The organism is Paenibacillus sp. 2TAB23, assembly GCF_052115165.1.
Taxonomy (GTDB): Bacteria; Bacillota; Bacilli; order Paenibacillales; family Paenibacillaceae; genus Pristimantibacillus.
Map to the genome: position 1 here is coordinate 91,528 of NZ_JBFRGD010000005.1, position 19,789 is coordinate 111,316.

Below are 19,789 nucleotides of genomic sequence, written 5' to 3' on the forward strand. Positions count from 1 at the left end.
TGCCACCTTTTTAATTAATGGAAAGATCCTGTCACCTTATCACCGCGAATCGGCTGTATATGGTCCTTGAATGAGATCGGAATGGTAGCATGATTTGCTGCATCCGCTGGGGCAGATGCTTGAAAATGGATATGGGGCTCAGTAGAGTTTCCCGAATTGCCGCATTTCCCGATGAGCTGTCCCGCAGCAACGGTATCACCCGTTTTCACTGTTACGGAGCCTTTTTTCAGATGAGCAATTGTACTATATTCCCCATTGCTATGCCGTATAGTGACCATATTTCCTGCAGGTTGATCTTCATTAACTGTGCCTACGGGATCGTTATCCAATATACCATCAACTGCTGCTGCCACCACACCCTCGGCTGGTGCCAGAACATCTTCATCGAAGGCATAGTAGCTTTCGTTAACGGTTGGATCACCCTCATAGGAATAACTGTTTTTTTCTACCACAAAGTCGTACGCATAGCGAACGGGTTCATACTCGTAGTGGTAGTTGATAAATGTATTTTTTCCTCCCCAGAAAACAAGCCATTCCCCTAGAAAGGGAAAATGAAACTCCGTCTTGGAATAGGCTTCATCGGTCTGAGGATAAGAAGAATGCTGGATAATCTGGATGCCGTTGATTGTCCCTTTCTCATCTATGGCTGCCATCAGTCCCTTATTCCCCGTTTGCCCGTCCCAAACGATGGATTGTTGTCCATTAAGCTGCAATTTCGATGTGAGCTTGAATGAATGGATGTCGGATACAAAATCTTGACCCATGGATCGAATTTCTTTAAGCGTGACGATGTCCTTCAACGCATTACTGAACTGGGTATACAAACGTTCGTATTCACCCTCAAGCATTGCAGCTGCAATGTCCTCTCCGCCGATTCGCTTCAGGTTATCATTTATTTCTTCTTTTTGCTCGGCCACGATAATCGCCTCCTTATTCCTTTCTCCATTGCCGCTGCAGCTTGCCAGAATCAGCATGCAGGCGAACGCAGTTATGATGATAGCTCCCGGGTCGGATATATGTCCTGCTTTATTCTTCTTCATCTCTCGGATGTTCCCCTTTCTAATCGCTTAGGGTCAGTATAATGCATGAAACTTACGCCATCTCTAACCGAAAATAAATTCCAGTTAAACATGATTTGCAAATGAGGCTGAAAAGTAAGGCTGCGTTAAGATTCCATTTCCCGTAAGGCAATCTACACATGATAGAATAAACATATCTTTTGTTGGGGTGATGGTGATGAAGAACGTTAATATACTCATTGTTGATGATGAACGTGCAATTGTAGATATCATGGAGACCGTTTTGCGCAAAGAAGGTTTTTCTCATATCGACACGTTCTTTGACGGTGAATCGGCGCTTGCCTCTTGTGAACGTAAACGGTATGATATTGTGCTTCTTGACGTTACGATGCCCGGTCGAAGCGGTCTGGACATTTGTCCCTTTATACGCCGCACTACGGATGCGCCAATCTTGTTCCTAACGGCAAGAACTTCCGATTTCGATAAGCTGTCGGGATTTGCCGTTGGCGGGGATGATTACATAACCAAACCTTTTAATCCGCTCGAGGTTGTGGCAAGAATGCAAGCCCAGCTGCGCAGATACTTGCAGAGTCGTCAGCAAAATCACCAGCCCTCCCGGATTTTTAAGATTGGCCGCTTTCAATTAGACGCATCTGAAGCAACGCTGACGGTAGAAGGTCGTGTATCTCCTTGCCCGGCACTGGTTTTCCAATTGCTCTTGTTTTTCTGTGAGCATCCTAACCGGATATTCAGCAAGAGCGAGCTTTATGAACGAGTATGGGGAGAGGAAATGTACAGTGATGACAATACCGTCATGGTCCATATTCATCGCATACGGGAGAGAATTGAGCGAGACCCGTCAAAGCCACAGTACCTTGTTAATGTTAGAGGGATGGGCTATAAGCTAATCCTGCCGCAAGGAGAAGATTCAGGTGATTCGTAAAAGACTGGCGATAAGATTTGCGCTGCAAATGGCAGCCGCTGGCGCAATGCTGGTACTTTTAGCTGCAGCCATTGTGATATGGATGCTGGGAGAGTTCGAAGATATTGAGGTTAGCCGAAATTTTGCCCCAATAGGATTATCGCGTCTTATCTCGGAAGCGGGCATTGACTCGCAAGGTCTGATCGTAGATCCGAAGCTGCTGCAGCAGCTTCGGGATGATGGGGGTTGGCTGCAAAGTCTCGATGGGAAGGGGAATGTCCTTCAGTCCTTTAATACTCCGAATGACTTGCCAGCTCGTTATTTACCTGGGCAACTCATCGATTACTGGATTGGCAACGAACCGTTTCCCTATAAGCTAGGGCTGTGGATTCAAGAAAAGGATGGGCATTTATATACGTTGCTTTATGGCTCACGGTCCAAAACAGAGGATTTGCTCCAACGGATTATTGATGATGGACATATCGTGGACCGTACGATTGTATTTACAGACAGCTCGGTGGATTTGCTAAATAAAATAGGGGGCTTTGTTCAAGTCCTTGACCGTGAAGGAACGGAGATCGCAGCTTGGAAGAAGCCTGCGGACGTTATGACATCTTATACGCTGCAGGAATTAGCAATGAGAGCCCATAATCAGGTTTATTACGGCATAGCTATGGATACGCAATATCAGAGTAAGACTGGTCTGACTTGGGTTATTCAATATTCAATGAGCGAAACCAAAAATCAAGCAGGTCTTGCCCCGTTTGTACAATCGGAGGTCCAGGTTATAATCATCGGCATTGCAGCTTTTCTTTTCTCATCATTTATCGTGTTTATCCTGCTTTCCCTCTGGTACGCTAACCGGTTTGGAACGCCAATTCTTTATATGCTTGGGTGGATACAAAGGCTGGGGCAAGGCGATTATACCGAGGATAGCAACGGGAAAAGCAGAAACAGCAAGGGAAATTGGAAGCGCAAGTACCGCATCTTTGAAGAAGTCATAGAATCCATTCATGCACTTGCTGTAAGGCTTCTTGCAGGGAGCAATGCCGCGGAGCAAACCCAGCGGAACAGAGAAGAGTGGATCGCAGGCGTTACGCATGATATGAAGACGCCGCTTGCTTCTATACAAGGGTATGCGCATATGCTGGAGGCTGAGAAATACAGCTGGTCCGAGGAGGAGGTGCGCCGGTTTGCGTCAACGATATTGGAGAAGACGGCGTATATGGACAAACTCATCAATGATTTAGCGCTAACGTACCGGCTTAGAAGCGGGGAAATGCCTGTTTCATTCGAGCCCATAGACATCGGCATGCTATTAACCGAATCTGTGTCGCGGGCCGCATCGTATCCGGCATATGAAGATAGAACGGTTCATTGTTCGACACCGTCCGCACCTATTTTCGCTGCCGTTTACAGGCCATGGTTTGAGCGGATCATCGAAAATATTGTTGCTAATGGGCTTATACATAATCCGCCAGGCACCAGGATAGACATCGAACTGGTTAAGTTCTCGGAAAAGGGATGGCGAATGGACTTCCGGGATAATGGCCAGGGGATTGACGAGCAGACAATGGACAGGTTATTTGACCGTTATTATCGAGGAACGAACACGGATAGCGAAGTGGAAGGCAGCGGTCTTGGCATGGCTGTTGCCAAAGAGCTGGTACATGCAATGGGTGGGCGGATCCAAGTAAACTCGAACATAGGCCAAGGCACAGTGATCAGTATAATTTGGGATACTTGAAATCCAATAACAATCGGTTATACGCATGTAAGTCAATTTCCCGATTCCATGGAGGGGAGCTGTCTAGCAAACAAGGGAGCCCATAGGGAATCGCAGAAAATAAATATAGCGCCGAAGGACACTTGTGTGTCTTTGGCGCTTTTTTTGCGTCTATAGATAGACAGGGGGCGTGTAGCCGTATGGAACGGATCATCAGGTTGTTTTCCTTCCAGCCAAACGTTTATTTTAATGAAAATAGCCGTATGCTAAAAAAATATTTTCCGTAATGAAAAGTATGAGGGTTCTCAGTTGTATTCATAGTGAAAGGGGGTGCTGAGGTGTACAATTCATTAGAGCTCAATGAATCTGTGCGGCAGGCCTTGGATTTATATTCACAAAGCTTGATTAAAATTGCCTTTGCGTACCTGAAAAATATAGCTGACGCGGAAGAAGTGGCACAGGAAGTATTTCTCGCCTATTTGCAGAAGCGCCCTGTATTTGAAAATAGCGAACATGAAAAAGCATGGCTGATTCGAACGACAATTAACAAAAGCAAAAATATGCTTAAAACCGGATGGTTCAAAAGCAGGAACCCTGTTCCCGAAGATTTGAGCTACCTCCCGAAGGAAGAAAATGATGTTTTGCAGGCCGTACTGGCCTTGGACAAGAAATACCGCATTCCGATACATTTGCACTATTATGAGGGATATTCTATCCAGGAAATTGCAGCTATATTACAGTCTAAGCCTGCAACGGTAGGAACATGGCTGGCAAGAGGACGGTTAATCTTAAAAGAGAAGATTGGAGGCCTTGAGGATGAAGAAATCTGTTTATAAATCCGCAATGTCCCGTGTGAAAACAAGTGAGGATTTCAAAGAGGAAACCTACCAGAAGCTAATGCAGGAAATGGACAAGACAACTCAAACAAGAGAAACCAATCATAGCAATCAAAAGGAGCGATTTAAAATGGAAAGAGCAAAGAAAAAAGCATTAACGGGTTGGACTGTCGGAATTGCAGCGTGTGCGGTATTGTCGGTTAGTCTCTTCACCATGAACCAGAATGCCCCGAATGTAACACCGCAGCCTACGGCTGGTATAACGCAGCCTCCGACTTCAGGTAAGGCGTCGGTTAATATTGAAGGTGTCATCTCTGAAGTAAGCGCAGATGGTAAAAGCTTCAAAGTAGGCGATTTGTGGGTAACCGTAACTCCAGAAACCGAATTAGGAATTAAAGGACCAACGGCTGCTGAGCCCTCCGAAGAGCTGTTGCAGAAAGAGTTTAAAGTCGGCAATATCGTATCGGGCTATACTTCTCAGGATGTCAGTACCGGCAAAGTCACTGCAGATGTGATCTACAACAACATGGCTCCGCAGAAGGACGCTAGCGTGAACCCGCCTACTACAGGCAAAGCGGCAGTCAATATTGAAGGCGTGATTACGGAAGTAAGCGTAGACGGTAATAGCTTCAAGGTTGGCGACTTGTGGGTAACGGTAACGCCAGATACAGAACTCGGAATCGGAGGCCCGACGGCTGCTGAGCCATCTGAAGAGCTGCTGCAAAAAGAATTCAAAGTCGGCAATATCGTGTCCGGATTTACGACTGAGGATGTTGGTACAGGAAAAGTGAATGCAACGAACATTTATAACAATATGGTTCCCCAAAAATAAGCGACTTTACACAGCATACGTTAGCATGAGTCCGGCGAAACGATCGTTTTCTGCGCATAAAGGCTTCGAAAAGGGTTCCATGTTCTAAGAACATTTCCATAGGGGGGATGTTCTTTTTTTTGTTCGCTACTCTTTACACTAAGTATTAGTCACTTCCCTTATAATTGTCAAAGAAGCTCCTTGGAGGATGCAGATGGATATGCTCGGCTACGAGTCTGCAATAAGCCTACCGGAGTGATCAGAGACATGGATAGAATTTTCAGAGTAATGATTTGGGGAAGGCACCTACACAGGTGCTTTATTTGCATTTACAAATAGAGGGGCTTAGGAATTAATGTATGTAATCAATAGGTATCAAGAGCTTTATGAACCCAATATTGAATGGATTCGGTCATAAATTAAGTAATGTGTCGAACTTTGTCATTTTCCCGTCATTGGGCTGCGTTATATTGGTTATAACTTCGGGTGTCTGCAAATGAGATGAGTATTTGCAGGTCATATGAATAATTGAAATAGGAGAGTGTGCAATGGTTAGCTCAAAAATAATGTTATCAAGTAAAAGGAAGGTAAGACAATTCATAGCATGTATGACTCTATTTGCTTTGTTATTCTCGCTTATACCTCAGGTGCAAGCCGGACCCGCACCTACACAGACGGATTTATTGGCAGGAATCCCTGTAAGCTATGTAAATAGTTATCAGTATACGAATCCTTCCTTCGCTACCGATGGCAATGATACGACCTCATCGGATTTCGGCGAGTATTATCATTCCTATGGGTTTAACCTACCGCGTGCAACTGATATAGGATCCATTAGAATAAAAGTGGATGACTATAATAAGTTTTATGCACCTGTTCCGATTAGGTTGAATTTAGCAAACGGCAGCATAAAAGATATATATGTAACCAGCAACGACTATACCCAAACGATTAATGTTAAAGGCGTAGTCAGCTTTTTCATTTGTGTGGCACAACATGTGACAACTCAAAATCCATTAAAAGTATTTACCTTTGAAGCCTATGAAATGGATACTTCCGCTCCCACGGTGCCTGCTATCTCGGAAACGAATATTGGGAATGGTCAAGTATCGTTTGACTGGCTCCCTTCCACGGATAATAAAGGAGTAGCAGGTTATAAGGTTTATAAAGACAATAGCTTTCTAGCTAATGTGGAGGAAACTTCCTACACAGCAACAGGTCTCAGCAATGCACAAGCACATGACTATACAGTATCTGCTTATGACGAAGCAGGTAATGAATCAAGCAAGAGTGAATCTGTTCGGTTACAATCCGTTAACGAAGAACCGCCAGCTAAACCTTATGGCTTAGAGGGTAGTCCAGAGGACAATTCGGTGCTCCTGTCATGGGAACCCAATACTGAGAATGACATTGCAGGATATAATGTCTACTTGGATGGGGTGCAGTATAATGAGGAGCTTATTCTGGAAGAATCCTACGAGATTAATGGTCTGGCAACCATTAGGCCGTATGAATTTGAAATAGAGGCTGTCAATACCTCGGAGCTTGTTTCGGAGCGTTCGGATAGCATATCCGTCACACCGCTTAACCCCAATCCTCCCGCAATTCCTACTGGACTATTAGGGGAAGCAGGCAATCAGCATGCGGAGCTTTCTTGGGCTGCGAATGAAGATATCGATCTTGCAGGTTACATCATTTATAAAAACGGTCTTTTTGCAGAACAAGTATCTGCCGAAATTACATCCTACGATGCAATGAATTTGGTGAATGGCACAAATTACACCTTCTCGGTGGCAGCAATCAATACGAGCCATCATGCTTCGGAACCGAGTGAAGACGTTTCTGTGACGCCTGTATCGAATAATGCAGGATTATCCAGTTTAACGATAACAGAAGGAACGCTGGATCCTGTTTTTGAATCCAATGAGTTTAATTACACGGTTCAAGTGTCAAACGATATTGAATCTATAGCTGTCACGCCTACCGTACAAGATAGATATGCAACGGTAACTGTGAACGGTGAAGGGGTTGAACAGACATTTATGCAGGGTTCTCCTGGGTTTCCGGGATTCCCGGGATTCCCGGGAATGCCAGGAATGCCGGGAATGCCCGCCATGCCAGCCATACCAGGGACACCAGATACGATAACAGGTTCGCAATCTGATCCGATCGCTTTGAAGGTTGGGGAGAACACAATTGATGTTATCGTTACGGCGCAAGACGGCAAAATAGTTAATCATTATGAGATAACCGTTCACAGAGCTGCTTTGTCATCGGATAATCTTTTGAAAGAGCTGAACACTTCAGTAGGTGATCTAGACCCTCTGTTTGAGGCTAACACAACAGATTATTCCTTGACTGTGCAAAATACGATTGAGAGTATTACCGTTACGGCTGCCGTATCCGATACCCATGCTGCGGCATCTGTAAACGGAATTGCGGTCAATGAAGCGAATATTTCAAATCCAATTCAGCTCGTTTTTGGCCCAAATGATATTCAAGTAGAAGTAACGGCTGAGGATGGTACTATCAAAACGTATACCATTCATGTATTACGTTTACCGATGCCTGTCCCAGCAAATATTACAAACTTGGAAGAGACACATACAACGACCGCCGTGCATTTTACATTTGGAATCCCTGCCGATCCAGACCTATCAGCTGTAAAGGTGTATATGAACGGCGCGTCAGTTGCTTCTGTAACGGAAGGCGTATATAACGCAGAAGGCCTTACACCAGGCACATTGTATACGTTTGTATTCAAATCCGTAAACGTAGCAGGTACTGAAAGTACGGGTATTACAAAGGCAGTGACTACATCTAGTTTACCGCCAGTAGTTGAGCCTCCGGTAGTCGTTCCACCTATTGTCGCACCAACACCTGCACCAACACCAGATGGTACACCATCACCGACTCCTGGCAGTACGCAGGATAAAGTGTCATTAAACAATAAGGTTAATGTTGAAACGGTCAAGAACATCATTGCGAAGGCGGAGACCGTACCTTCCAAAACATTTAGTGATGTGCCAGCTGCTTCTTGGAGTGCGGCGACAATTGACCTTGCTTCCAGAATGGGCATTGTTTCAGGATTCGAGGACGGCACGTTTAATCCTACAAAAAGGACAACTCGCGCAGAATTTGCTGCCATGTTCGTCAATGCGCTTGGGTTGCAAACTGCAAATGACGCAAGTTTCTCTGACATCAAAGGACATTGGGCAGAAGATGCCATTCTAGCCTTACAATCAAACGGAATTATCTCAGGGTATGCCGATGGTTCATTTAAGCCGGATCAAACGATATCCCGGGCAGAAATGGTAACGATGATTGCTAAGGTGTTGAACGCAGGGAAGGCTAGCAATGGAAAATTGTTTTCTGATATCCAAGGCAGCTGGGCACAAGAAGCTATTCTTACAGTCGCGGATGCAGGCATTGTCAGCGGAGTAGGCAATGATACGTTTAATCCTAATGCAGCTGCTACAAGAGAGCAGGCTGTTGCCATGATTCTTCGTTTGCTAAACGTAACGCTTGAGCTTGGTCTAAAGCTTTAATCGAAAATACCACGAAAGATACGGCAGAGGCTGAGTGATAAGCCTCTGCCGTATCTTTGTATACATGTATTCAGATGAAGGCTAGGTTCTTTTAAATGTTTGAGTAATATATGTGAAATTAAAATTTTTTATAGTCTTTCGTTAATATTGCAGGTAGATGATTCTTATCTTTGTTAGTCATATTATCATGGATTTGAGAAACCGATAAAGGTCGAATATTAAATCCGTATACGAAAATGCAGGTGCCTAGGCGCCTGCTTTTCTTATTGGGTAGATATAAGTTAAATAGGATAGGAATTAGTGCGCCATTCAAGACGAAAGCAGTCAAAATGTTATTATTTTTGACAATTTCGGACAATAAATTTACTGTTGACTGCTAAAATATGATATTCTGCACCCAATGGTATCGTATACTAGTGTTAAGGCCATTATTCATGAAAAAAACATACTATTCCAGAAACAGGAGATTTTCAGCATGAGCTCCACCGTTGAATTCGTAATTATGATTGCATCATTGATTATGATGGGCATTATTCTAATCTATGTTTATGGGTTTAGAAGAGAGCGCGGCGTTTACTACCTCGTTGGCTTGATCGTGTGCAGGATTGTTTACTCCAGCAGTATCATCTTGGAAAAGAACAGCGATTTATTGCTGGAAAAGCTGCTTTTCCGCAATGCGCAGCATACGGCACTTAACATAATGGTACCTTTCGCGGTGCTATTCGTTTATCAGTTAGTAGGACGTAACAAGCTGTTAAAGCCGCTGTGGAAAACGTTACTGTTCGCTATATTTTCACTCTGGTCGTTGCTTGTATGGTTCGATCCACAGCTTCATGTAATCTTTCAATCGATTGAGCTCTACAACGGCAGCTTAGTCACAACGAAAACCATTTATTCCAAAACGTTTACTATGATTTGTTACAGCTTGGTGGTTCTATGCATTTATTTTCTATTTCAGTATATACGGAGCATTCGTAATGATTTCCGCAAGCCGGGGATGTGGGTGCTCCTTCTGTCCACATTGCCGTTTGTGCTTGAAATTTTGAGATTTGTAAATCCGGAATGGTCCTCTTGGTTGCTCTCACTGACCGTTTTCTGCGGGTTTACAGGTACTTTGATGCTGGTGATTATGCTTCGGATCAAGTTCTTCTCTACCGTTCCGATTGCGAGAAGCATCGTGCTCGACACACTCCAAGAGAGTATTGTTACAGCAAACGCATCGGGAAAAATCATCGACAGCAATAAAAGAGCAATAGACTGGTTTGCGGAGATGGGCTACACAGCTGTTTTTGGTAGAAACATAGCCGATTTATTGTCGGCTTGGCCGGAATGGCATAAGCTATGCAAGTCTATGCAGCAGGGCAATGTTGAGATCGATGTCTGGCTGAATGGGGCAAGAAAAATATACAGTGTAAACGTATACCCGTTACATATACTGCACCGTCAAGGGCAGGGAAGCATATCGCTTATTGTCGATATTACGGAGAAGCAGCGGCATCTCGAACAGATTGCACAATTAAATCAAATGAAGGATCAGCTATTTACGATCGTATCTCACGATATTCGCAGTCCGCTCGCCCTGCAGTACCAACTTATTGAGCTGCTGGAAGAGGACAGAGACCGTTTCGATAAGGACCAACGCGAAATCGTTGAGACGTTGGGCGATCAGATTCGGCAAACACTTGGAATGACAAATAATCTGTTGGAATGGTTTCGCAGCCAGCGGGAAGATATGGTACTTCGCCCACAAATACTACAATTGCATGAGGTTGTCGAGGATTGCTGTCATATGCTGCACATTAGATACGAGGCCAAGCATATACGTATGCATAATGCCGTTGCCGTAGAAAAGCTTGTTTTCGCCGATCGGGAAGCACTTGGGTTAGTTATCCGAAATTTGTTATCCAATGCTATTAAGTTCACTGAAATAGGAGGGTTCATTCAAATCCTCGCAGAGATATCGGGCGATATGGTGGTTGTTTCTGTAAGAGATAATGGGGTAGGTATGGATGAAGAGCAGGTCCGCCAATTATTTGCAGAGAAGCAGCTTCATTCATTAACCGGTACCTCAGGTGAAAAGGGCACAGGGCTTGGACTGCTCGTTAGTCGGCAATTCGTAGAACGAAGCGGCGGGCGAATATGGGTGGAAAGCAAGGCGGGAAAAGGAAGCGTATTTCACTTCACGATTAGAGGTGGGGGCGGATAATGAAGGTTCTCATTGTTGACGATGAGCCTGCTATGCTGCTGGCTATGAAAAGATTGCTCTCAAATGTTGAAGTTGTGGAGCTTGTTGGAGGATTCCAGACGGCGTCAGAGGCGCTGGAATTTGTACGGGAAACGGACGTGGATCTTGCTTTCCTGGATATACAAATCGCAGAGGATAACGGTTTGGAGCTTGCTCGCAGCCTGCGTGCCATTTGTACGGATCTCGACATCGTGTTCGTAACCTCTCATGCGGATTATGCGTTTGAAGCTTATGACGTTTATCCATTGGATTATATGGTTAAGCCCATTTCGAGAAATCGTCTGACTCAAACGATTACAAGGGCGGCTAATAAACGCAGCATTTCTTTGGATATGGATTTGGATACGGAGAACGCCCTTCCTGCTAACCGACTAATAATCAGGGGGCTTGGTTGTTTTGAGGTCAGCAGCGAGCAAGCGGGTACGTTGAAATGGATTTCGAAAAAAAGCATGGAGCTATTCGCCTATTTGCTTGTTAATCAAGGCAAAAGTGTAACGAAAACTAGAATTTTAGAGGACATTTTTCCGGAGATGCCTCTTAAGAATGCAGAGGTTTATTTAAATACGGCAGTCTATCAGCTCAGAAAGGTGTTATCGCTTCACGGCTTTAAGGAAATCGTGGTATCCGCTCAGGAACAATACCGTGTTCTCTTGGAGCATGCAGATGTTGATTTTATTCAATTTGAACGGGCTGTGACGGAAATATCCGACATTAATATTGCGAATGAAGCGATGGCCATAGAGCTGGAAAAACATTTTGCGGGCGAGCTGTTTGAGGATAAATCCTTTGAGTGGGCATCTTTAGAGCGTGAGCGTTTATCGATTGTTTATGATTCCTTTGCCAAGCGTCTAGCAAGCTGGCTCTTGAATCAGAAGCGTTATAGAGAGGCAGCGCATATTGCAAGGCGAATGGTATCACGCAATGAATTCGAAGAAGAGACAACGATATTGCTGCTGAGCATATATGGAGCTATGGGAGATCGACAGTCGCTTCATCAATATTATGAGCACTATTCACAATCTCTGTTTCAAGAGCTTGGCTTGAAGCCTTCACCGGTCATTCAGCGGCTATACGAACAATATGAGTAATTAGCGAATATACAAGGTTTTGGCAGCAAGCTGCTGTTGTCTATCATGCAAAAGAAGGTGTCCGGATAGCCGTAGGCTTTTGGGGCACCTTCTTTTATCATTTCGATTATGGTGTGTTTTTAGGTATCAGGCCGTTCCCATATTGCATAAGCGGTGCGAGCCATACCATGCCCGTTCCCCGGTATACGTTGACGAGTCCTTCTCCGGAAGCCGCGGAGCCCATCCGAGTCTTACCCGATTTCTCAACGGTGAAGTCCAAGGAATTCGACCACATAAGCGCAAAGTTCCCGTCAACCTTCAGCACGTCGTTCTGCAATTCGATGACGACAGCCTCTTCGGATGGAATAGGCGCTTCGAGCGCTAGAATTCCCTTTCCTTTGGCGCTAAGATTGAACAGGCCTTCTCCCCCCAGCGCGGCTGAAGAGAGGCTCTTGCGTGCAGATACTCCGATCTCAAGAGTTGTCTCACATGCCAAGAACATGCCGTCGTCGATGACGATATGGTCGTTGTCAACATCAATTAACCACAGGTATTTGTAGGTCGTTTCCAGCAAAATGGTGCCGGTGCCTTTATATAGAGGCTTGACGGCGCTCGTACCCGTTACTGCACTGGACACTAGATTTCTCATGAGGCCGCCGACGCCTTTTACGCCAGAAGTCATCTCAATATTGCCAAGCATATATTGCATAGCCCCGGCGCTCAGCATGACCTCGCTATTTTTGATCTCAATCATGAGCTGCTTGTTGCGCATATTGCTTTTGCTCATAAAAAAGTTTGATTGTGCCTCTAACATGGTCGTGTTGCTCAAATCCTCTTTATACTCAATGACGGTAAATCCTCCGAGCTGTTCCTTGATGACAACATTGCTGTTGTCCGTTAGATTATTTATCGTGAAAGCCATACTGATACTCGCCTCCTGCAGAAGTTATGATGATCAAATTGAATCCTTCCAAATCTAGGTATTCGACAAAAAGAGGCAGTATCCTTGCCGTTTTTTATTTACTAAGCAACTAAAAATGAATAGCTATACATTTCCAAAATGATACAATGGTAAAAATTGATAAAATAAGGAGCTTTTCTTGATGAGAGTAACAAAGAGTATTTTAATTTTAACCGCAATTCTTTTTTCTTTTTCGTTTTTGAAGTTAGAATCATTCGTTGAGGCCGCACAAAAGCCAGCAACGAGAATTGTTGTTGATGGTACTGAAATCAAGCTTGCCGTTAAACCCATAGTCGTTAATGGAAGTACGATGTTGCATGCAAAGGGAATATTTGATGCCCTGAAGATTAATTCGAACTTCGATAAGAAGCAAATTACGGTGAAGTACAAGGATATTACTTACAAAGCGAACGTAGATCAAACAACGATTTATATTGGAAGCCGTGAGCTTCGTTTAACGCAGGCTCCCATCGTCAGGGAAGGGCGGGTTTTTGTACCTGCAAGGTTTGTTGGAATTGTAATCGGCAAAGAAGCAACTAACGATGAAAAGGCAAACCAGCTAGTCTTTGGATTAACCGAAGCAGCTAGAAAGGCTTTGCAGCGCAGCCTATTTGAAGCGGTAAGAAAAGGGGATGCCGCAGCCGTTACTAGCTTGATTAAGCGAGGCGCCAATCCTAGTGGTAAGTTATTGGATGAATATTTTAACAGCACCCCAATGGATTATGCAGTTACTTATAATAGAACGGCGGCTGCCCGTGCTTTAATAGAGGGTGGATTTCAAATGAAAGGTAATGACCAATATATTGGATTTAACGTCATTTCACTTCAGAATGTCGAATTGCTTGATATTTTACTATCGGCGGGCTTGGACCCGAATAAACGGGATCATTTAGGGACATTACTCGAGTCAGCCTCTGGCTCAATTTCAGTTGGTTCGGGGAACGGCACCTATAAAAACTTGAATCCATCTCCTGCTATCGTCAATACGCTGCTGAAGCATGGAGCAGATCCAGGCCTGGACAATTCCCTTTATAAAGCAGTTCAGTCCCAAAATTATAGTATCATACAATCGCTACTCAGGGCCGGCGCTGATCCCTATAAAGTAAATCAGTACGGTACGACACCTTACGAATTAAGTCTTCAAAAAAATATTAATCGCTGGTTGATCATTCAGGATGTGCGCGTTGAATTACCTTCGATCATCATAACGGACGCCAAGGGACGCCAAATCGATGAAGGCAACATGAACATTCGCTCCCTGGACGCGCCCAATGAGTTGTCTACTTATGTTAGCTGGACCAATGGACAAGCAAATATAGACGTGCCAAGCGGGAGATATCAAATCATGGATTTGATGTTTTACGGTACGACCTATATTTTACAACAAAATAGTTCTTTCACGATTCAAGGAACGACCACCACGCCTACTACGTTCAAGCTGCCTGAGCTAAATGTAAGTGCTAAGTTAACCAGTGATTCGATCTCCATAGATGGTGGATTACTTATGGTGTATAATTCCCAAAATGCTTCTCTTTCGTATGTTAGTGTAAGCGAATCGACATTTAATCTGTATGCATCTGCTGGACAGTATCGTATTATAAGCTATCGAGACAACTCAGGTAAACCGCATACGGTAGACGTTACGTTTACGGTTAATGGCGGAGGTGGGGTTCAGGATCTGTCATTAGCACTTAAAAAATTAAGTGATCCGGTCCATGCTTAATATAATCGTCTGTTGTTGAATATTACAATAGCTGCAAAGTTAAACTATTGTGTGATACAATTTATTCAGGTGATAACAATGACTAAGATTTCTCCCTACGTAAATGTACGGGAAACTTTTCAACTGCTGGTTAGGGTTTTCGGTATGCTGCAGAAGGATGGCGCGCAAGGCTGCGGCGTCTCCGTTATCCAGAGCCATATTTTATACGAGCTGGGCAAGCGGCCAAACATCTCGCTTAATGATCTTGCGCAGTTGCTTATGACGGATACAAGCTCTCTTAGCAGGCAAGTACAACAGCTTGTAGAGCTTAATTTGATTAATAGGCTGCCTGATCCGAATGACCGTCGTTATGTTGTGCTGTCGCTGACCTCTGATGGCGAGAAGAAGCAGCTGCATATAACAGAATCAATGGAGCTATATTTGGGGGATGTATTTGCAAGTATTCCGGCTGAGAAGCATGAACAAGTTTTCGAAACATTACGTTTGATGAACCAGGCACTGAACAATACCCCATTCAAGAAACAGCCTTCTTCCCAGTAAGAAGGTTTTCTCTCACTAATAGTTGCAAATATCAATTATGTAATAATTCATTAGTTGCGTGAAGTGAGGACTCGTTTTGAATGAGTGGGAAATATAGGTTTGAATAAATGATAAATGAAGGAGCGATCTATAATGAATAAAGTATATGATACCGTGACAAACCACCGATCAATTAGAAGCTATACGAATGAACCCGTGAGCGAAGAGCATTTGACAATGATTATTGAAGCCGTACAGGCTGCGCCATCATCCATTAATGGACAGCAAGTAACGGTCATCAGCGTACAGGATCCAGAGACGAAAGCGCGAATTGCAGAGCTTTCTGGAGGCAACCCGTGGATTGCTCAGGCACCTGTTTTCTTGCTGTTTTGCGCAGATTTCTACCGTGCCAAAATTGCAGCCGAGCTGAACGGTGAAGAGCTGGTCGTGACGGATGGGGTAGAGTCCATCATTGTAGGATCTACCGATGCAGGAATTGCCATGGGCAATGCAATTGCCGTTGCTGAATCGTTAGGTCTCGGTATCGTGCCAATTGGCGGCGCGAGAAGACAGCCGATTGAACTGATTAAGCTGCTGGGGCTGCCTGATTACGTATTCCCCGTTAGCGGTCTAGTGGTCGGTCACCCGGCAGGAGCTTCCGAGAAGAAGCATCGGCTGCCGCAAGCGGCCGTTTGGCATAAGGAGAAGTACAACACGGAGCTGGAAGGCATGATTAAGCAATATGACGAAGAGGTTTCTGCCTACATGCTGAAACGCACGGACGGGAAGGAGTCCAGAGGCTGGTCGCAAGCCGTGTCTTCCTTGTACAACCGGATCTATTATCCGGAAGTGAGAAAGATGCTGGAGCAGCAAAAATTCGATACCAAATAATTAGGGGGCTTTATATGATCATTTTACAAGTACAAATGACTGTGGCGGCAGAAGAGCGTGAGGCGTTTCTTGCTAAATCGATGGCACTGCTGTCCGCGACGCAAGCTGAGGAAGGCAATATCAGCTACCAGTTGTTCGAGAATGTGTCTACACCGGGCAAGTTCGTTATGCTGGAGGAGTGGCAGGATGAGCAAGCGATTGACATGCATAACCAGTCGGAGCACTTCACCGGATTTTTTGCTTATGCACGCCAAGTACTCGTTGAACCTGTGAAAATAAATCGCTTGAACGAGTAGGAATAGAGGGGAAGCCACCGAGCTTCTCCTCTTTTTTATTGATTCATATGCTTTAGTGATTTTGTCGAAGTTTGTCATTTTCCCGTCATTGGGATGTTATATGCTTAGATAGATGGTTCATACATCGGATTAAACTATTATTTAGGAGTGAATATGTAATGAAACGTTTTTCGATAGGTCGTTCTTTATTTATCCCTGCAGTGATTTTGCTACTATTAAGCGGGTGCGTAACCAATACAAGCTCAATCACCATTTATTTCGGCCTAGGAGAAGCTCTAGAAGGATCCGATCAGATGTATGTTAGATATTCAGATAAATCAGTAAAGCTTGTGGAGATTAATTCTAACGATCCTTCACCAACAATAGTCGAGACAGATGAGGAAAAAACGATCGTAGGCGGCTATGTCAGCGATGGTAATGTAAGCTGGGTACCATCTTTGTCTTATGGGCTTAATTCTGTTACGGTTACAAACATTACCTATTCTAAACCATTGTCACCGGTTGGTTATGTCGTTCAACAGCCCGATCCTGTAGCGGATTCCAATTCTGAGTTTGTAAGTGTGACCTATTCAGTTTATGAGGCGAGCGGCAAATCGGTAGATGACTATACCGAAGTATTTGCTCATTCGACTAATTCAGATGTGATTTTTTTTAATACTGGATCTGGCGAAACTGAAGTAAAAACGGGTTTTTCCTCTTATACAGAAGAAGGGGAGGTTACTTTTAAAATCAAGACAACTGCTGATAAAGTCTCAGAGCTGCCCATTTCCTTGTACTCGGGCTCGAAATTAATATACGATTCCAATATTAATAGAGCTTTTTCAGCATTGTCAATTGGATTGGCTGAAGGTGATACCGAACAGAATATAACACAAAATATTAGTTTGCCACCATCTAATGACCAGAAAATTAGCATCTCGTGGGCAAGCAGCAATCCAGATGTCATGACTGAGGCTGGGATTATTCATAAGCCTAAAACGAGCACCGGATTCTCAGACGTCACGATGACAGCAACGATATCCGGTTATGGTCTTGTTATCAATAAATCGTTTGACCTTCGCGTGATAGGCGATACCTTCAGCTATGTAGCTACCCTAAGCGAGCTTCGTTTAAGCGGGGTCGTATTAGATCAAGCTTTTAGCGGTCAAGTTCTCTCGTATACGGGGCAGGCACCTCATGAGGTATCTGTAACAACGGCGACTTACACGCCAGATGATAGCTTCGCTGCTGTTGCTTACAAACGAGATGAAACACCAGTAAGCAATCCGATTGCCTTGCAAGTAGGTTTAAATGATATTAGCGTCGTCGTTACAGCCGAGGACGGCAGCAATCAAGTTTATAAAGTGGCTGTCACAAGGGCATCCGCGCCAGAGACACCAACACCAGCAACACCATCGCCGGCAACACCAAGTCCGACGACTGCACCTACGCCTGCGCCAGCGGCATCCAACCCTTTCTTGTCGGCTGCGGCCATCGATGTCGACAAACTGACAGCTGAGCTGAAACAAAAGTGGACAGCCTCTGAACCGGTTGCTTTTACGGATACGGCTTCTCATTGGGCATTCAAGGATATCGGTATTGCATCACGGCTTCAGATCATTGAAGGTTTCCAAGACGGTGGCTTCAAGCCAAACGCATCGGTAACTCGAGCAGAGTTCAGCGTGATGATCGTAAGGGCATTTGGTTTGAGCAAGGCTTCCACAGGCACGTCATTTAGCGACCTGGATTCACAGAATTGGTCAAGCACCTACATCGAAAGCTTGGCTTCGAGCGGCATCATCAACGGCTATGAAGATGGTACTTTCAAGCCAAACCATGAAATTACGCGTGCGGAGATGCTGACTGTTATTTCTCGAATTGTGAACTTGAAAGCATTGAGCCAGAACGATGCCCCTGCAGAATTCTCGGATATCTCGGACGAATACTGGGCAAAAGCAGCTATCGAGGAAGCAGCAGGTGCAGGTATGATTAATGGGGTGAGCACGAATCAATTCGCTCCAGAGAATAAGGCAACACGTGCTGAGGCACTGGCGCTTATTATTCGTTCATTGCGAACTTCAGCAGCGATTAACGAGCTTTTGCAATAAAACATATCTTTCTCAATCGGAGACTGCAGCTAACCGCTGCAGTTTTTCGTTAAATCGGAGTCGTTCGAAACCTGCAGCACAGTGCCTATAGGTAGTCTTATAACGAAATTTGTGATAACATGTAGACTGACAAGTAGAACGTGAACGTGGGAAAGCCGATTCCGTTCGTGCCAGTATCACCGCAGTTTGCGGACGCATTTTTAAACTGCGGATGAATTGGGTATGATTGAAAGGTCGAGTTACTAAATTGCAATTATTTTGAAGGAGGATTTATCATGGCTTTGGAATCAATGAAAGAAATGTTGAACAAAGGTTTAAAAGAAGGTTACGCAGTTGGTCAATTCAACATCAATAACCTAGAGTGGACACAAGCGATTCTAGGTGCTGCTCAAGCCGAGCAATCCCCTGTTATTCTTGGCGTTTCCGAAGGTGCAGCTCGTTACATGGGCGGCTTCACAGTTGTAACTGCAATCGTGAAATCCCTAATCGAAGAAATGAAGATCACTGTTCCTGTTGCGATCCACTTGGACCATGGTTCAAGCTTCGAGAAATGTAAAGAAGCGATCGATGCTGGATTCACTTCCGTTATGATAGATGCTTCGCACTCGCCATTCGACGAGAACGTAAAAACGACAAAACAAGTGGTTGCTTACGCTCACGAGCGCGGCGTTTCGGTTGAAGCTGAGCTTGGTACTGTTGGCGGACAAGAAGACGACGTTATCGCTGATGGCGTTATCTACGCTGATCCTCAAGAATGTAAACAATTGGTTGAGCTTACAGGCATCGATTGCCTAGCTCCTGCACTAGGTTCTGTACACGGTCCTTACAAAGGCGAACCAAACCTAGGCTTCAAAGAGATGGAAGAGATCTGCCAAACGATCAAGCTTCCATTGGTATTGCACGGCGGTACAGGAATCCCAACTGCAGACATTAAGAAATCCATCTCGCTGGGAACTGCAAAAATCAACGTAAACACAGAAAACCAAATCGCGTTTACAAAAGTTGCTCGTGAAATCTTAACTTCCGACTCCGAAGTTTACGATCCGCGCAAATTCTTGTCCCCAGGCCGCGATGCAATCAAAGCAACCGTTCAAGGCAAAATTCGTGAGTTTGGTTCTTCAAACAAAGCGTAATCCAT

Annotated in this window: 15 protein-coding genes; 13 read left to right on the forward strand and 2 right to left on the reverse strand. The window is 44.5% G+C overall.

Annotation, left to right across the window (positions count from 1 at the left end):
- Positions 1–14 precede the first annotated feature (14 nt).
- Positions 15–1,040, reverse strand: a complete 1,026-nt coding sequence (locus AB4Z29_RS09945; protein WP_441942899.1) for a M23 family metallopeptidase — start codon at positions 1,038–1,040, stop codon at positions 15–17.
- A gap of 196 nt (positions 1,041–1,236) precedes the next feature.
- Between AB4Z29_RS09945 and AB4Z29_RS09950 the strand changes: the two genes are divergently transcribed.
- The 7 genes from AB4Z29_RS09950 to AB4Z29_RS09980 all read left to right on the forward strand — a co-directional run bounded on the left by AB4Z29_RS09950 (position 1,237) and on the right by AB4Z29_RS09980 (position 12,195).
- Positions 1,237–1,962 (forward strand): response regulator transcription factor, encoded by a 726-nt coding sequence (locus tag AB4Z29_RS09950; RefSeq protein ID WP_441942900.1) that lies wholly within the window; start codon positions 1,237–1,239, stop codon positions 1,960–1,962.
- On the forward strand, positions 1,952–3,688 hold the full coding sequence (locus AB4Z29_RS09955) for a sensor histidine kinase (RefSeq protein WP_441942901.1): 1,737 nt from the start codon (positions 1,952–1,954) through the stop codon (positions 3,686–3,688). Before AB4Z29_RS09950 ends, AB4Z29_RS09955 begins: the two co-directional genes overlap by 11 nt.
- Before the next feature lie 317 nt (positions 3,689–4,005).
- Positions 4,006–4,503 carry an RNA polymerase sigma factor gene (locus tag AB4Z29_RS09960; RefSeq protein WP_441942902.1) on the forward strand — a complete coding sequence of 166 codons (498 nt, stop codon included), beginning with the start codon at positions 4,006–4,008 and terminating at the stop codon, positions 4,501–4,503.
- The gene (locus AB4Z29_RS09965) at positions 4,484–5,335 is read left to right on the forward strand and encodes a DUF5666 domain-containing protein (protein WP_441942903.1); all 852 of its coding nucleotides are present in this window, start codon (positions 4,484–4,486) and stop codon (positions 5,333–5,335) included. The genes AB4Z29_RS09960 and AB4Z29_RS09965 overlap by 20 nt, the downstream gene beginning before the upstream one ends.
- Before the next feature lie 527 nt (positions 5,336–5,862).
- On the forward strand, positions 5,863–8,862 hold the full coding sequence (locus AB4Z29_RS09970) for an S-layer homology domain-containing protein (RefSeq protein WP_441942904.1): 3,000 nt from the start codon (positions 5,863–5,865) through the stop codon (positions 8,860–8,862).
- 475 nt (positions 8,863–9,337) lie between these two features.
- Complete coding sequence (locus tag AB4Z29_RS09975) at positions 9,338–11,068, forward strand: ATP-binding protein (RefSeq protein ID WP_441942905.1); 1,731 nt, start codon at positions 9,338–9,340, stop codon at positions 11,066–11,068.
- On the forward strand, positions 11,068–12,195 hold the full coding sequence (locus AB4Z29_RS09980; protein ID WP_441942906.1) for a response regulator: 1,128 nt from the start codon (positions 11,068–11,070) through the stop codon (positions 12,193–12,195). The genes AB4Z29_RS09975 and AB4Z29_RS09980 overlap by 1 nt, the downstream gene beginning before the upstream one ends.
- A gap of 106 nt (positions 12,196–12,301) precedes the next feature.
- Here the strand turns inward: AB4Z29_RS09980 and AB4Z29_RS09985 are convergent, their stop codons facing one another.
- A complete protein-coding gene (locus AB4Z29_RS09985; RefSeq protein WP_441942907.1) occupies positions 12,302–13,096 on the reverse strand; it encodes an AIM24 family protein in 795 nt (264 codons plus the stop codon).
- Between the two features lie 181 nt (positions 13,097–13,277).
- On the opposite strand from AB4Z29_RS09985, the gene AB4Z29_RS09990 reads away from it, so the two are divergent.
- From AB4Z29_RS09990 to AB4Z29_RS10015, 6 genes are all read left to right on the forward strand, one after another.
- On the forward strand, positions 13,278–14,858 hold the full coding sequence (locus AB4Z29_RS09990) for a stalk domain-containing protein (RefSeq protein WP_441942908.1): 1,581 nt from the start codon (positions 13,278–13,280) through the stop codon (positions 14,856–14,858).
- Positions 14,859–14,936: 78 nt separating this feature from the next.
- Positions 14,937–15,398 carry a MarR family winged helix-turn-helix transcriptional regulator gene (locus AB4Z29_RS09995; protein WP_441942909.1) on the forward strand — a complete coding sequence of 154 codons (462 nt, stop codon included), beginning with the start codon at positions 14,937–14,939 and terminating at the stop codon, positions 15,396–15,398.
- A 132-nt stretch (positions 15,399–15,530) separates the two neighbouring features.
- The gene (locus tag AB4Z29_RS10000) at positions 15,531–16,268 is read left to right on the forward strand and encodes an NADPH-dependent oxidoreductase (RefSeq protein ID WP_441942910.1); all 738 of its coding nucleotides are present in this window, start codon (positions 15,531–15,533) and stop codon (positions 16,266–16,268) included.
- A 14-nt stretch (positions 16,269–16,282) separates the two neighbouring features.
- A complete protein-coding gene (locus tag AB4Z29_RS10005; RefSeq protein WP_441942911.1) occupies positions 16,283–16,564 on the forward strand; it encodes a putative quinol monooxygenase in 282 nt (93 codons plus the stop codon).
- 158 nt (positions 16,565–16,722) lie between these two features.
- Entirely contained in the window at positions 16,723–18,651 is a 1,929-nt protein-coding gene (locus tag AB4Z29_RS10010; protein ID WP_441942912.1) for an S-layer homology domain-containing protein, read from the forward strand.
- 275 nt (positions 18,652–18,926) lie between these two features.
- Entirely contained in the window at positions 18,927–19,784 is an 858-nt protein-coding gene (locus tag AB4Z29_RS10015) for a class II fructose-bisphosphate aldolase (protein ID WP_441942913.1), read from the forward strand.
- Positions 19,785–19,789: the final 5 nt, after the last annotated feature.

Bases quoted from the DNA above. Each gene is read 5' to 3' on its own strand.
- AB4Z29_RS09945 (WP_441942899.1), bottom strand. From the start codon at position 1,040: ATGAAGAAGAATAAAGCAGGACATATATCCGACCCGGGAGCTATCATC.
- AB4Z29_RS09950 (WP_441942900.1), top strand. From the start codon at position 1,237: ATGAAGAACGTTAATATACTCATTGTTGATGATGAACGTGCAATTGTA.
- AB4Z29_RS09965 (WP_441942903.1), top strand. From the start codon at position 4,484: ATGAAGAAATCTGTTTATAAATCCGCAATGTCCCGTGTGAAAACAAGT.
- AB4Z29_RS09970 (WP_441942904.1), top strand. From the start codon at position 5,863: ATGGTTAGCTCAAAAATAATGTTATCAAGTAAAAGGAAGGTAAGACAA.
- AB4Z29_RS09975 (WP_441942905.1), top strand. From the start codon at position 9,338: ATGAGCTCCACCGTTGAATTCGTAATTATGATTGCATCATTGATTATG.
- AB4Z29_RS09980 (WP_441942906.1), top strand. From the start codon at position 11,068: ATGAAGGTTCTCATTGTTGACGATGAGCCTGCTATGCTGCTGGCTATG.
- AB4Z29_RS09985 (WP_441942907.1), bottom strand. From the start codon at position 13,096: ATGGCTTTCACGATAAATAATCTAACGGACAACAGCAATGTTGTCATC.
- AB4Z29_RS09990 (WP_441942908.1), top strand. From the start codon at position 13,278: ATGAGAGTAACAAAGAGTATTTTAATTTTAACCGCAATTCTTTTTTCT.
- AB4Z29_RS09995 (WP_441942909.1), top strand. From the start codon at position 14,937: ATGACTAAGATTTCTCCCTACGTAAATGTACGGGAAACTTTTCAACTG.
- AB4Z29_RS10000 (WP_441942910.1), top strand. From the start codon at position 15,531: ATGAATAAAGTATATGATACCGTGACAAACCACCGATCAATTAGAAGC.
- AB4Z29_RS10005 (WP_441942911.1), top strand. From the start codon at position 16,283: ATGATCATTTTACAAGTACAAATGACTGTGGCGGCAGAAGAGCGTGAG.
- AB4Z29_RS10010 (WP_441942912.1), top strand. From the start codon at position 16,723: ATGAAACGTTTTTCGATAGGTCGTTCTTTATTTATCCCTGCAGTGATT.
- AB4Z29_RS10015 (WP_441942913.1), top strand. From the start codon at position 18,927: ATGGCTTTGGAATCAATGAAAGAAATGTTGAACAAAGGTTTAAAAGAA.